Consider the following 13,143-nt stretch of genomic DNA (forward strand, 5'->3'; position numbering starts at 1 on the left):
AAAATAGCGGAGAAGAAACCCGTTGAGTGAAAACGATTTTAATTTCAAAAGAGTCAAAGAGAACAAGAAAAATTTTCATTTTCATGGTATAATAGAACTCTATGTAAAAGGAGGTAAAAGATGGAGCTATTCCCGGGAATTGCAGTGCATTTTATCCAATCTAAAAAGTTTAAGACAAATAAAATAACCATGCGTTTCACAGCTCCATTATCTCTGGATTTAATCTCTGGTCGCATGCTAAGTGCCAGTATGCTTGAAACTGCTAATAAAGGCTATCCAACTGCCCAGGTTCTTAGAAAACATCTGGCAGCATTGTATGGAGCAGATTTGTCAACTCATGCTTATAGAAGGGGACAAAGTCACTTAGTAGACGTGAGTTTGACTTATGTTCGAGATGAATTTTTAAGTAAGAAAAACGTATTAACTGCTCAGGTTTTAGAATTATTGTATCAAGTCATATTTAATCCATTGTCAAATGAAGATGAATTTGAGAACAATGCCTTTGAAATTGAAAAAAAACAATTGTTGGCGAGACTAGAATCAGAATTAGAGGATCCTTTCTTTTTTGCCCATAAAGAATTGGATCAGTTGTTTTTCCAAGAAGAATCAATGCAGTTAGTTCCTAGAGATTTAATTGCCAGAATTTCTGAAGAGACTTCTAAATCTTGCTATTCAAGTTTTCAAAAAATGCTGAAAGAAGATAGAATTGATTTATTCTTTTTAGGTGATTTTAATGAAATTGAAGTTCTAGAAAGCCTGAAGAAATTTAACTTGACAGGTCGTAAAGAAACTGTAAACATTCAATATCAGCAAGGTTATTCAAATGTTCTTAGAGAAGGAATTGCTAGGAAAAACCTAGGTCAGTCTATTCTAGAAATGGGTTATCATAGCACAATTGGTTATGGAGATGATCAAAAGATGGCCTTGCTTCTCGTGAATGGTTTGCTTGGAGTTTACCCGCACTCTAAATTGTTTACCCAAGTTAGGGAGAAGGAAGGGTTGGCCTACACTGTTTTTAGTCACTTGGATCTCTTTAGTGGATTTTTAAGATTGTTTGCTGGGATAAATCGTCAAAACCGAAACAAGGTAAGAAAATTGATGAATGATCAATTGTTAGCTATCAAAAATGGTAGATTTACAGATGCTGAAGTTAATCAAACTAAGGAAATGATTCGTAGGACGATGTTGTTGAGTCAGGATAATCAAGATTCGATTATAGATAGAGAATGCTTAAGCCTCTTTTTTGGTAAATCGGTTTTAGACCTGGATACTTTGATAGGGAGACTAGAGCAAGTTGACAAGGATGAAATCTGTAGGGCGGCATCTAGTTTGAAATTGCAGGCTATCTATTTTATGGAAGGGGCAGAATGACTAGAGTTACTTTTCAAGAGAAATATTATCCTGCTGTAAAGGAAACTCTTTATCAAGCAAAATTAGAAAACGGATTGACAGTTTCTTTACTTCCTAAAAATGATTTTAACGAAGTTTATGGTGTAGTAACTGTCTACGTTGGTTCAGTTGACACTGAGTTTACAGCTAGAGATAGTAAAAAGAAAACATATCCTAAGGGGATTGCTCATTTTTTAGAACATAAACTTTTTGAAAGAGAAAATTCTGAAGATATCATGGCTGCATTTACCAAATTAGGTGCAGATAGTAACGCCTTTACAAGCTTTACAAATACAAGTTATCTTTTTTCAACCTCTGACAATGTCGCTGAGTGTTTGGAATTGCTTGACGAGCTTGTTACTAGCTTTAACATTACTGAAGAATCTGTCGAACGAGAAAAGGATATTATTCAACAAGAACGCGAAATGTATCAGGATGATCCTGATTCTTGCTTGTTCTTTAAAACACTGGCAAATCTATATCCGGAAACTCCACTAGCTTCAGATATTGTTGGGACTGAAGATTCGATAGAAGATATTAGTTTAGAGGATCTACGGGACAATTTTGATGAATTTTACACTCCTGTCAATAGCCAAATTTTCCTCGTTGGAAATTTTGATTTAGAGTTGATACAGAATTATTTCTTGCAAAAGGATGTTGGAGGTTGTATAGTTCAAAATCCAAAAGAACCAATCGCTTTACACCCTGTAAAGAAGGTTGAGAGCATTCGTAGGGATGTTGCATCACCTAAATTAGCAATAGGAGTTCGAACGAATTCTGATATGGGGCATCAGGACTGCTATCGATATAGCGTTCTATTAAGAGCGTTATTTACGATGATGTTTGGTTGGACCTCTAAAAGATTTCAGAGTTTGTATGAAACTGGAAAATTAGATTCTTCATTATCTTTAGAAGTTGAGATCAATCGACGTTTTAACTTTTTGATGCTGACAATGGACACAAAGGAACCTGTTGCTATTTCGCATCAATTCCGAAAGGCAATTAAGAATTTTGCTACAGATTCGGATGTATCAGAGGAACATCTTGATTTGATCAAAAGTGAAATTTATGGAGAATTTATCCATAGTATGAACTCTTTAGAGTTTATTGCGACCCAATATCAGTCACATTCTGAAGAAACAACCCTGTTTGATTTACCAAAGATTATACAGGAAATGACCTTGGATGATGTTCTTGAGGTAGGACATCATTTTATCGACAATAGTGAAATAGTTGAATTTACAATTTTTCCACTATAGCCATTGAAATATAAAATAAACTAGAAAGAAGGCATGGTAAGTATGAGAAAAAAAACAATTGGTGAAGTGTTACGTTTAGCAAGAATTAATCAAGGTTTGAGTTTAGAGGAATTGCAGCGCAAGACAGACATTCAACTGAATCTGCTTGAGGCTTTAGAATCAGATGATTTCGACCAATTGCCAAGCCCTTTTTATACACGTTCTTTTTTGAGGAAGTATGCTTGGGCAGTTGAGTTGGATGAAAATCTTGTTTTAGACGCATATGATTCAGGGAGTATGATTACCTATGAGGAAGTTGATGTTGATGAGATAGAACTATCAGGTCGTAGACGTTCTAATCGCAAGAAACGTTCCTTGCTCCCTCTGTTTTACTTTATTCTCTTCTCCTTATCTATTATAATTTTTGTTTCTTATTATGTTTGGAATTACATTCAAACACAACCGACAGCAACAACTTCAGCTAACTATAATGTTGTGACTACGACAACAAGTGCAACAAGTAGTGAAACAACAACTAGCAATCAAACCACTAGCCCATCAAGTTCGAGCGACGCATCAACTGTGACGGTTTCTGGTCAGGGAGATGTTATATCGGTAGAATATAAAACTGCTAAAGATACTGCCGAACTTCAACTATCTGTAACGGATGCAACAAGTTGGGTTAGTGTTTCAGATACTGAATTGGCTGGAGGAACTACTCTTGAGCCTAATAATAAGATGGCCAAAACAACAGTTTCTAAAGGCTCTCCAGTAACTATCACATTAGGCGTTGTCAAAGGCGTGAAAATCAAGATCGATAATCAGGAAATTGATACTTCGAAATTAACTGGTCAAACTGGCTGGATTACATTGAAATTAAGTTCAAATTAAGGAAGGATAACATGAAAAAAGAGAATATTCCTAACATACTTACGCTTGGTAGAATTTTATTTATTCCGATTTTTGTTCTCCTTCTATCATTTGGACAGTCTCCTGTGTTACATAAAATAGCAGCAATTATTTTTGCCATTGCCAGTATCACTGACTATCTAGATGGCTATTTAGCAAGAAAATGGCAAGTAGTTAGCAATTTTGGGAAATTCGCAGATCCAATGGCAGATAAGTTGTTAGTTATGTCGGCCTTTATCATGCTAGTAGGTTTAAATATGGCTCCTGCTTGGGTAGTAGCTGTAATCATTTGCCGAGAACTTGCTGTTACTGGGTTGCGCCTACTCTTAGTTGAAACTGGTGGAACTGTTTTAGCTGCAGCAATGCCAGGAAAAATAAAAACATTTAGCCAGATGTTTGCGATTATCTTCTTGTTATTTCATTGGAATTTACTTGGTCAGATAACTCTTTATATCGCTTTGTTCTTTACAGTTTATTCTGGTTATGATTACTTCAAGGGAAGCGCGTATTTGTTTAAAGGAACCTTTCGCTAGATATGGAATCGATTATTGAAATTAAGAATCTGTCATTTCGATATCAGACAGATCAAGAACACTATGATGTTCATAACACTTCGTTTCACGTGAAACGTGGAGAATGGTTGTCTATCGTTGGTCATAATGGTAGTGGAAAATCAACAACTGTTCGCTTGATTGACGGTTTGCTAGAAGCGGAATCTGGAGAAATTTGGATAGACGGTGATTGCCTAACTCCGGAAAACGTCTGGGAAAAAAGACGTAAGATTGGTATGGTATTTCAAAATCCTGATAACCAATTCGTGGGGGCAACCGTAGAAGATGACGTTGCTTTTGGGCTTGAAAATCAAGGGATTCCACTTGAAGAGATGAAGAAGCGAGTTTCTGAAGCTCTGTCATTAGTTGGGATGGCTGAATTTTCTAAAAAGGAACCAGCTCGCTTGTCAGGTGGCCAAAAACAGAGAGTGGCTATCGCAGGAGTTGTTGCTCTGCAACCAGACATTTTAATTTTGGATGAAGCTACAAGCATGTTGGATCCAGAGGGACGACTTGAGTTGATTAAGATCGTCCAAAAGATTCGTCAAGATCACCAAATGACAGTGATCTCCATTACGCATGATTTAGATGAGGTGGCCATGAGTGACCGTGTTTTGGTGATGAAAAAAGGAGAGGTCGAGTCAACAAGCACTCCTAGAGAATTATTCTCTAGGTCAGATTTAGATCAAATTGGTTTAGATCAACCCTTTGTCAACCAATTAAAAGAATCGCTACGTACTAGTGGCTTGAAATTACCAGAGCACTACCTGACCGAAGAGGAGCTCGAGGAGGCTTTATGGGAATTATTCTAGACAATGTGAGTTATACGTATCAGGAAGGAACACCCTTTGCCTCAGCTGCCTTGTCCGATGTTAATTTGTCAATAGAGGATGGATCTTATACAGCAATTATTGGGCATACAGGAAGTGGGAAATCCACAATTTTGCAGCTTTTGAATGGGCTGCTAGTTCCTACGGAGGGAAGTGTTCGTGTTTTTGATACATTGATTACACCAACATCAGTTAATAAGCAAATTCGTCAAATTCGCAAACAAGTTGGGTTGGTATTTCAGTTTGCAGAAAATCAAATCTTTGAGGAGACAGTCTTAAAAGATGTGGCTTTTGGACCTCAAAATTTTGGAGTTTCTGTAGAAGAGGCAGAAGCTATTGCGCGTGAAAAACTAGCTTTAGTAGGAATTGATGAGTCACTCTTTGAACGAAGCCCGTTTGAACTTTCAGGCGGACAAATGAGAAGGGTTGCGATTGCTGGTATTTTGGCGATGGAGCCTAGCATTTTGGTCTTAGATGAGCCAACAGCTGGTTTGGATCCAATTGGTCGAAAAGAGTTAATGGCCTTGTTTAAAAAACTTCATCAGGAAGGAATCACGATTGTTTTAGTGACTCATCTGATGGATGACGTGGCCGAATTTGCTGACCAAGTTTATGTGATGGAAAAAGGAAAGTTGGTCAAGAGTGGGAACCCAAGTCTTGTTTTTCAAAATGTCGAATTCATGGAAGAAATCCAATTAGGTGTTCCAAAAATCACAAGATTTGCTCAAAGGCTAGCTGAACGAGGAGTTTCTTTTAAACAATTGCCGATAACGATAGAGGAGTTTAAGGAGTTCATCAATGGATAACATGATTTTAGGTCGTTACATACCAGGAAATTCGATTGTTCATCGTTTGGATCCTCGTAGTAAGTTAGTAGCGATGATTTTATTAATTTTGATTGTTTTTTGGGCCAATAATCCAATAACAAATTTGATCCTTTTCGTTGCAACTGGCATTTTTGTAGCTTTATCAGGAGTTCCCTTATCTTTTTTCATAAAAGGTTTGCGGTCTATGTTTTTTCTGATCGCCTTTACAACACTTTTTCAACTTTTCTTTATTTCTGGTGGTCAAGTCCTATTCGAGATGGGGTTTATTAAAATCACGAGTCATGGCATTGAGCAGGCGGGAATCATTTTTTGCCGATTTGTGTTGATTATCTTTTTCTCAACTTTGCTTACCTTGACAACCATGCCATTAAGCTTGGCTACAGCGGTTGAATCCTTGCTTGGACCCTTGAAAAGATTTAAGGTTCCTGTTCATGAAATCGGGCTTATGTTGTCTATGAGTTTACGTTTTGTACCAACCTTAATGGATGATACGATTCGCATTATGAACGCTCAAAAGGCGCGTGGTGTAGATTTTGGAGAAGGAAATGTAATCCAAAAAGTTAAGGCTATGATACCTATTTTGATTCCTTTATTCGCTACAAGTTTGAAACGAGCAGATTCTCTTGCTACAGCTATGGAAGCTAGAGGGTATCAAGGTGGGAATGGACGTAGTCAATATCGACAGTTGAAATGGATGAATAAAGATAGTGTAGCTCTATTACTTATTTGTGTCTTGGGTGGTATTCTATTTTTGTTGAAATCCTAAAGTGAAATATAGAATGAGATAGGGTAGAGGTATGAATCGTTTTAAAAAATCAAAATATATCATTGTTCTATTTGTCGTTATACTAGTAGTTTCTGTTTTTTTAGTGACGACACAATCAAGTACAGTTGTGACAAAAGCTGGAGATGGCATTTCTCTGATAGATAGAATTGTACAGAAACCATTTCAATGGTTAGAATCTACAAAGTCAGATTTAGGAAATTTGACGAGAGCTTATAATGAGAATGAGACTCTTAAAAAAGAACTCTATCAAATGGAAAAAGAAACAAATGAAGCAGACAGTCTGAAGGAAGAAAATGAACAATTACGTCAATTGTTAGACATGAAGTCAAAATTAAACGCGACCAAACTAATTGCTGCAGATGTCATCATTAGAACTCCTGCGGCTTGGAAACAAGAACTAACAATTAATGTTGGTTCCCAACAAGGTGTAACAACTAGTATGCTCGTTGTTTCTGGTGGAGGGTTGGTTGGAAGCGTTGAAAAAGTAGAGGATAGCTCAACCATAGTCAATTTATTAACAAATGCTGAAAATACAGAGAAGATTTCTGTTAAAATCCAGCATGGTTCTAGTAGCATTTATGGTATCATCATTGGTTATGATAAGGAAAAGGATCTTCTAAAAATTAGTCAATTAAATAGCAATAGCGACATTAGTCAGGGAGACAAAGTGGTAACTGGAGGTTTGGGAAATTTTAATGCTACAGATATCCCTGTAGGAGAAGTCGTATCAGTGACACATAGTACGGACTATCTAACAAGAGAAGTCATGGTTAAATTGCATGCGGATCCAATGAACCTTAAGGTTGTAGAGTTAGTGGGGAATCCATCATGAGACTTTTTAAGCAGATAGGAATGTTTGTACTATTGCCCTTGATTATCTTGATTGATAGCCATTTAGGGCAGTTTGTAAATAGTTTTTTCCCACATATACAAATTGTTAGCCACTTTATTTTTATCTTCTTATTATTTGAAACGATAGAAGTATCTGAGTATCTGTTTTTAGCTTATTGCCTAGTTGTAGGACTTGTATACGATATTTATTTCTTCCATTTGATTGGAATAGCTAGTCTACTATTTGTAATTATTGGAGCAATAGTGTATAAAAGCAACTCAGTTATTTTGTCAAATAGATGGACTCGAGTACTTGCCGTTTTAATGATGACTTTTATATTTGAGTTTGGCAGTTTTATGTTGGTAGAGGCGGTTGGACTAACAGCCGAGAATCTACCTGTTTTTATAGTTTATAGTCTGGGTCCTACTATGATATTGAATTTTATATGGATGTTAGTTTTCCAATATATTTTTGAAAAAATATATCTATGAGAAAGAAACAAAACTGTAATAAAGGCGTAATATTTATTAGGCCTTTTTTTGATATACTAGTATTGTCTTTTTAAAGAAGGAGTATTTACACTATGAAGAAAAAAATTCTAGCATCACTCTTATTAAGTACAGTATTAGTTTCACAAGGAGCTGTACTTTCAAGTGTCCAAGCCAATACAACAGATGAAAAAATTGCTGCTCAAGATAGCAAAATCAGTGAATTGACAACACAACAAAAGGAAGCTCAAAAACAAGTTGATGAGATTCAAACTCAAGTAACAGCTATTCAAACGGAACAAGAAAAGTTGCAAGCTGAGAATGAAAAACTTCAAGAAGAGTCTAAAAAACTTGAAGGTGAAATCACAGAGCTTTCAAAAAATATCGTAGCTCGTAATGAATCGCTTGAAAACCAAGCTCGTAGTGCACAAACTAACGGAACTGCTACAAGCTACATTAATACAATTATTAACTCTAACTCAATCACAGAAGCTATTTCTCGTGTAGCAGCTATGAGTGAAATTGTCTCAGCAAATAATAAAATGTTGCAACAACAAAAAGAAGATAAAAAAGCTATCTCTGAAAAACAAGTTGCAAACAATGATGCAATCAACACAGTTATTGCCAACCAACAAACACTTGCTGATGACGCTCAAGCCTTGACAACAAAACAGGCAGAATTGAAAGCCGCTGAGTTGAATCTTGCAGCAGAAAAAGCTACCGCAGAAAGTGAAAAAGCTACTTTATTAGAGCAAAAAGCAGCAGCTGAAGCAGAAGCTAAGGCAGCAGCTGAAGCAGAAGCAGCATACAAAGCGAAACAAACAAGTCAACAACAAACAGTTGCTGCTTCAGCAAATACAACCTTTGCAGCACAAGTACAAGCAACTTCAAGCTCATCATCAGACGATGATTCAAGCTACACACCTGCAGTAACTCCTGTAAGCCAACGTCCTACATATAGTACAAACGCTTCAAGTTATCCAACAGGTGAATGTACATGGGGAGCTAAAACATTGGCACCTTGGGCTGGAGATTACTGGGGTAACGGAGCGCAGTGGGCAACAAGTGCAGCTGCAGCAGGTTTCCGTACTGGTTCTCAACCACAAGTTGGTGCGATTGCATGTTGGAATGATGGTGGCTATGGACACGTAGCGGTTGTTACAGCTGTTTCATCATCATCAAGTATCCAAGTATCAGAATCTAATTACGGTGGAGATCGTACAATCAGTAACAAACGTGGATGGTTCAACCCAACTACAACTTCTGAAGGTTATGTTACTTACATCTATCCAAACTAATGAAAAATTGAGACTCTTTCCGAGTCTCTTTTCTTGTCTTTAAATTGTGACGTTCTGCTAAAAAACTATCAAAATAGCTTGATAATATTGAGAAATTGTGGTAGAATGAAACTTGTCGTGTGAACGATAATACTCATTCTTGATGAATTGTGAAACTGTTGCCTTTGGGTTGTTTTGCAAGTTGAAATCAAGAAGAGGAAAAAACAAAAAAGGAGAAATACTCATGGCAGTAATTTCAATGAAACAACTTCTTGAGGCTGGTGTACACTTTGGTCACCAAACTCGTCGCTGGAACCCTAAGATGGCTAAGTACATCTTCACTGAGCGTAACGGAATCCACGTTATCGACTTGCAACAAACTGTAAAATACGCTGACCAAGCATACGACTTTATGCGTGATGCAGCAGCTAACGATGCAGTTGTATTGTTTGTTGGTACTAAGAAACAAGCTGCTGACGCTGTTAAAGAAGAAGCAGAACGTTCAGGTCAATACTACATCAACCACCGTTGGTTGGGTGGTACCCTTACTAACTGGGGAACAATCCAAAAACGTATCGCTCGTTTGAAAGAAATCAAACGCATGGAAGAAGAAGGAATCTTCGACGTTCTTCCTAAAAAAGAAGTTGCACTTCTTAACAAACAACGCGCTCGTCTTGAAAAATTCTTGGGTGGTATCGAAGACATGCCTCGCATTCCAGATGTAATGTACGTAGTTGACCCACATAAAGAGCAAATCGCTGTTAAAGAAGCTAAAAAATTGGGTATCCCAGTTGTAGCGATGGTTGACACAAACACTGATCCAGATGATATCGATGTAATCATCCCAGCTAACGATGACGCTATCCGCGCAGTTAAGTTGATCACAGCTAAATTGGCAGACGCTATCATCGAAGGTCGCCAAGGTGAAGATGCTGTAGCAGCAGTTGAAGCAGAATTTGCAGCTTCAGAAGCTCAAGCAGACTCAATCGAAGAAATCGTTGAAGTTGTAGAAGGCGACAACGCTTAATTCAAATAAGTAATCATTACCTAGGAGGGCGGGGCTTAGCCCGGCTCTCCTATTTTTAAAAAATATAGGAGAATCAAAATGGCAGAAATTACAGCTAAACTTGTTAAAGAGTTGCGTGAAAAATCTGGTGCTGGTGTCATGGACGCTAAGAAAGCATTGGTCGAAGTTGAAGGTGATATCGAAAAAGCGATTGAATTGCTTCGCGAAAAAGGTATGGCTAAGGCAGCTAAAAAAGCTGACCGTGTTGCTGCAGAAGGTTTGACTGGTGTATTTGTTAACGGTAACGTCGCAGCAGTAGTTGAAGTAAATGCTGAAACTGACTTCGTTGCGAAAAATGCTCAATTCGTTGAATTGGTAAATGCTACAGCTAAAGTAATCGCTGAAGGAAAACCAGCTAACAACGAAGAAGCTCTTGCTTTGACAATGCCTTCAGGTGAAACTCTTGAAGCAGCTTATGTGTCTGCAACAGCAACTATCGGAGAAAAAATCTCATTCCGTCGCTTTGCTTTACTTGAAAAAACAGATGCACAACACTTCGGTGCTTACCAACACAACGGCGGACGTATCGGTGTTATCTCTGTAATCGAAGGTGGAGACGAAGCACTTGCTAAACAAATCTCAATGCATATTGCTGCGATGAAACCAACAGTTCTTTCATTCAAAGAATTGGATGAGCAATTTGTTAAAGATGAGTTGGCTCAATTGAACCACGTAATCGACCAAGATAACGAAAGCCGTGCAATGGTTAACAAACCAGCTCTTCCACACTTGAAGTATGGATCAAAAGCACAATTGACTGATGAAGTTATCGCTCAAGCTGAAGCTGACATTAAAGCAGAGTTGGCTGCAGAAGGTAAACCAGAAAAAATCTGGGATAAAATCATTCCAGGTAAAATGGATCGCTTCATGCTTGACAACACTAAAGTTGACCAAGCATACACACTTCTTGCACAAGTCTACATCATGGATGACAGCAAGACAGTTGAAGCATACCTTGAATCAGTTAACGCTTCAGTAGTTGAGTTTGCTCGCTTTGAAGTTGGTGAAGGTATCGAAAAAGCTGCAAATGACTTTGAAGCTGAAGTTGCAGCTACAATGGCAGCAGCTTTGAATAACTAATAATAAAAAGAGGAAGCAGATTTGCTTCCTTTTTCATATAAAAAAATTTTATAAAAAAAATTAAAAAGCCCTTGTTAAAGGGCTTTGTGTATTTAGGAGACTAGACTTCGAACTCATAGAGTGCTGTAGATAGGTAACGTTCTCCGTTATCTGGTGCAAGCGCAAGGACTTTTTTACCTGCCCCAAGTTTTTTAGCAACTTCGATTGCTGCATAGATAGCTGCGGCAGAAGAAATACCTACCAAGAAGCCTTCTTTTCCACCAATTTCGCGACCAAGTGCAAGAGCATTGTCTGATGTCACGCGAACGATACCATCATAAGCTTCTGTATCAAGTGTTTCTGGGATGAATCCTGCAGAGATACCTTGAATTTTGTGAGGTCCTGGTTTTTCACCTGATAAGATTGCTGACTCGTCTGCCTCAACTGCAAAAACTTGAATGTTTGAGTTAGCAGTTTTAAGTGCATGAGAGACACCTGAAATAGTTCCTCCAGTACCTACACCAGCAACAAAGGCATCTAAACCATCAGCTCCGAAATCAGCTAGAATTTCAGCTCCTGTTGTTCTTTCGTGAACTTCTGGGTTAGCTTGGTTATTAAACTGTAATGGCAGAAAACCATCGCGTTCAGCAGCAATTTCTTGCGCTTTAGCAATCGCACCTTTCATACCTTCACTACCGGGAGTGAGGACTAGTTCAGCACCATAAGCTTGGATGATCTTACGGCGTTCAACACTCATTGTTTCAGGCATAACGATGACAACTTTATAACCTTTAGCAGCACCAACCCATGAAAGACCGATACCAGTGTTCCCGCTTGTTGCTTCTACAATAGTAGAGCCTGGTTTCAGTTTACCCTCTTGTTCTGCTTTTTCAATCATACTAAGAGCGATGCGGTCTTTAACGGATGAACCTGGGTTAAAAGCTTCTAGTTTTACGTAAACGTCTGCCGCACCTTCTGGTACAATGTTATTCAATTTAACAATCGGTGTTTTTCCGATAAGTTCTGTGATATTGTTATAAATAGCCATGTTAGCACCTCTTTATATAAGATGCTTCTAGTATAACGCTATCTTAAACTTTTGTAAAATATAGAAATCCTATCGAAGCGATAGGATTTTTTTATAACAATCTGAAAAATAGTCAGTGTAAATCTAAAAATGGAGGGAAGATATTTAAAAGTGCTTTACACAAGGTTTACAGGGACTTCAACTTCTCGTAAGCCCTGATCTGTTAGGATAACTTTCCCATTAAAAAATTCTATAAGGGCAGCTCTGGTATACTCTTTATCTTCTTTATCGACAAAGATAATTGTGTCAACTTGATCTGTGAAGTTGGTTTCGAGTTCCATAAGATTATGTTCTTTAAGAAAATTCCCATACTCTTGATATTGAGCATAGCTCATTTGAATTTGAATCCCTGTTTGTTCTTTAATTTCAACAATTCCAATTTCTTTGACAGCAAAGGCAACACTACCTGCATAAGCGCGAATAAGACCTCCTGCTCCCAATTTGATACCACCAAAATATCTGGTAACAACTACACAAACATTGGTCAAATTGTGATTTTCTAGAACTCCTAGCATAGGTACACCAGCAGTTCCACTTGGCTCCCCATCATCACTGGTTCGCTTGATTTCACTGCGCTCACCGATAATAAAAGCAGAGCAGTTGTGGGTAGCCTTATAGTGTTCTTTTTTGATAGCAGTGATAAAGGCACGAGCTTCTTCTTCACTACAGACACGTTTTGCATGACAAATAAATCGTGATTTTTTGATTTCTTCTTGGACTTGTCCGTCCTCTTTTATCGTTCTAAATTCCATATTTTTATTGTACTAAAAAATAGTCTAAAGTTCTAGATTTTACGAATAAAG

The 13,143-nt window shown here is 37.7% G+C and carries 14 protein-coding genes; 12 read left to right on the forward strand and 2 right to left on the reverse strand.

The window, feature by feature from the left end; genetic code table 11:
- Positions 1-120 precede the first annotated feature (120 nt).
- The 12 genes from yfmF (at position 121) to tsf (ending at position 11,274) form a co-directional block, all read left to right on the forward strand.
- Complete coding sequence (gene yfmF / locus QM857_RS07265) at positions 121-1,371, forward strand: EF-P 5-aminopentanol modification-associated protein YfmF (protein ID WP_414275528.1); 1,251 nt, start codon at positions 121-123, stop codon at positions 1,369-1,371.
- Positions 1,368-2,648, forward strand: a complete 1,281-nt coding sequence (yfmH, locus tag QM857_RS07270; protein ID WP_414275529.1) for an EF-P 5-aminopentanol modification-associated protein YfmH — start codon at positions 1,368-1,370, stop codon at positions 2,646-2,648. Before yfmF ends, yfmH begins: the two co-directional genes overlap by 4 nt.
- 42 nt (positions 2,649-2,690) lie before the next feature.
- On the forward strand, positions 2,691-3,518 hold the full coding sequence (rodZ, locus tag QM857_RS07275) for a cytoskeleton protein RodZ (protein WP_414275530.1): 828 nt from the start codon (positions 2,691-2,693) through the stop codon (positions 3,516-3,518).
- 11 nt (positions 3,519-3,529) lie between these two features.
- A complete protein-coding gene (gene pgsA / locus QM857_RS07280) occupies positions 3,530-4,069 on the forward strand; it encodes a CDP-diacylglycerol--glycerol-3-phosphate 3-phosphatidyltransferase (RefSeq protein WP_004250966.1) in 540 nt (179 codons plus the stop codon).
- Positions 4,070-4,071: 2 nt separating this feature from the next.
- Complete coding sequence (locus QM857_RS07285; protein ID WP_414275531.1) at positions 4,072-4,899, forward strand: energy-coupling factor ABC transporter ATP-binding protein; 828 nt, start codon at positions 4,072-4,074, stop codon at positions 4,897-4,899.
- Positions 4,884-5,723: an energy-coupling factor transporter ATPase gene (locus QM857_RS07290; RefSeq protein WP_414275532.1), complete on the forward strand. Its 840-nt coding sequence runs from the start codon at positions 4,884-4,886 to the stop codon at positions 5,721-5,723. The genes QM857_RS07285 and QM857_RS07290 overlap by 16 nt, the downstream gene beginning before the upstream one ends.
- Positions 5,716-6,510, forward strand: a complete 795-nt coding sequence (locus tag QM857_RS07295; protein WP_004250971.1) for an energy-coupling factor transporter transmembrane component T family protein — start codon at positions 5,716-5,718, stop codon at positions 6,508-6,510. The genes QM857_RS07290 and QM857_RS07295 overlap by 8 nt, the downstream gene beginning before the upstream one ends.
- 31 nt (positions 6,511-6,541) lie before the next feature.
- The gene (gene mreC, locus QM857_RS07300) at positions 6,542-7,363 is read left to right on the forward strand and encodes a rod shape-determining protein MreC (RefSeq protein WP_004250973.1); all 822 of its coding nucleotides are present in this window, start codon (positions 6,542-6,544) and stop codon (positions 7,361-7,363) included.
- A complete protein-coding gene (gene mreD, locus QM857_RS07305; protein WP_414275533.1) occupies positions 7,360-7,854 on the forward strand; it encodes a rod shape-determining protein MreD in 495 nt (164 codons plus the stop codon). The genes mreC and mreD overlap by 4 nt, the downstream gene beginning before the upstream one ends.
- 92 nt (positions 7,855-7,946) lie before the next feature.
- Positions 7,947-9,149: a peptidoglycan hydrolase PcsB gene (gene pcsB, locus QM857_RS07310; protein WP_414275534.1), complete on the forward strand. Its 1,203-nt coding sequence runs from the start codon at positions 7,947-7,949 to the stop codon at positions 9,147-9,149.
- 223 nt (positions 9,150-9,372) lie between these two features.
- Entirely contained in the window at positions 9,373-10,155 is a 783-nt protein-coding gene (rpsB, locus tag QM857_RS07315; RefSeq protein ID WP_004250981.1) for a 30S ribosomal protein S2, read from the forward strand.
- Between the two features lie 78 nt (positions 10,156-10,233).
- A complete protein-coding gene (gene tsf / locus QM857_RS07320) occupies positions 10,234-11,274 on the forward strand; it encodes a translation elongation factor Ts (RefSeq protein WP_414275535.1) in 1,041 nt (346 codons plus the stop codon).
- Between the two features lie 100 nt (positions 11,275-11,374).
- Here the strand turns inward: tsf and cysK are convergent, their stop codons facing one another.
- Positions 11,375-12,301 (reverse strand): cysteine synthase A, encoded by a 927-nt coding sequence (gene cysK / locus QM857_RS07325; protein ID WP_006149073.1) that lies wholly within the window; start codon positions 12,299-12,301, stop codon positions 11,375-11,377.
- A gap of 155 nt (positions 12,302-12,456) precedes the next feature.
- Positions 12,457-13,092 (reverse strand): YigZ family protein, encoded by a 636-nt coding sequence (locus QM857_RS07330; RefSeq protein WP_414275536.1) that lies wholly within the window; start codon positions 13,090-13,092, stop codon positions 12,457-12,459.
- Between the last annotated feature and the right edge of the window lie 51 nt (positions 13,093-13,143).

This window comes from Streptococcus infantis (genome assembly GCF_047463315.1).
GTDB lineage: Bacteria > Bacillota > Bacilli > Lactobacillales > Streptococcaceae > Streptococcus > Streptococcus infantis_AB.

Bases quoted from the DNA above. Each gene is read 5' to 3' on its own strand.
- mreD (WP_414275533.1), top strand. From the start codon at position 7,360: ATGAGACTTTTTAAGCAGATAGGAATGTTTGTACTATTGCCCTTGATT.
- pgsA (WP_004250966.1), top strand. From the start codon at position 3,530: ATGAAAAAAGAGAATATTCCTAACATACTTACGCTTGGTAGAATTTTA.
- rpsB (WP_004250981.1), top strand. From the start codon at position 9,373: ATGGCAGTAATTTCAATGAAACAACTTCTTGAGGCTGGTGTACACTTT.
- yfmF (WP_414275528.1), top strand. From the start codon at position 121: ATGGAGCTATTCCCGGGAATTGCAGTGCATTTTATCCAATCTAAAAAG.
- yfmH (WP_414275529.1), top strand. From the start codon at position 1,368: ATGACTAGAGTTACTTTTCAAGAGAAATATTATCCTGCTGTAAAGGAA.
- QM857_RS07330 (WP_414275536.1), bottom strand. From the start codon at position 13,092: ATGGAATTTAGAACGATAAAAGAGGACGGACAAGTCCAAGAAGAAATC.
- QM857_RS07285 (WP_414275531.1), top strand. From the start codon at position 4,072: ATGGAATCGATTATTGAAATTAAGAATCTGTCATTTCGATATCAGACA.
- QM857_RS07290 (WP_414275532.1), top strand. From the start codon at position 4,884: ATGGGAATTATTCTAGACAATGTGAGTTATACGTATCAGGAAGGAACA.
- mreC (WP_004250973.1), top strand. From the start codon at position 6,542: ATGAATCGTTTTAAAAAATCAAAATATATCATTGTTCTATTTGTCGTT.
- rodZ (WP_414275530.1), top strand. From the start codon at position 2,691: ATGAGAAAAAAAACAATTGGTGAAGTGTTACGTTTAGCAAGAATTAAT.
- QM857_RS07295 (WP_004250971.1), top strand. From the start codon at position 5,716: ATGGATAACATGATTTTAGGTCGTTACATACCAGGAAATTCGATTGTT.
- cysK (WP_006149073.1), bottom strand. From the start codon at position 12,301: ATGGCTATTTATAACAATATCACAGAACTTATCGGAAAAACACCGATT.
- tsf (WP_414275535.1), top strand. From the start codon at position 10,234: ATGGCAGAAATTACAGCTAAACTTGTTAAAGAGTTGCGTGAAAAATCT.
- pcsB (WP_414275534.1), top strand. From the start codon at position 7,947: ATGAAGAAAAAAATTCTAGCATCACTCTTATTAAGTACAGTATTAGTT.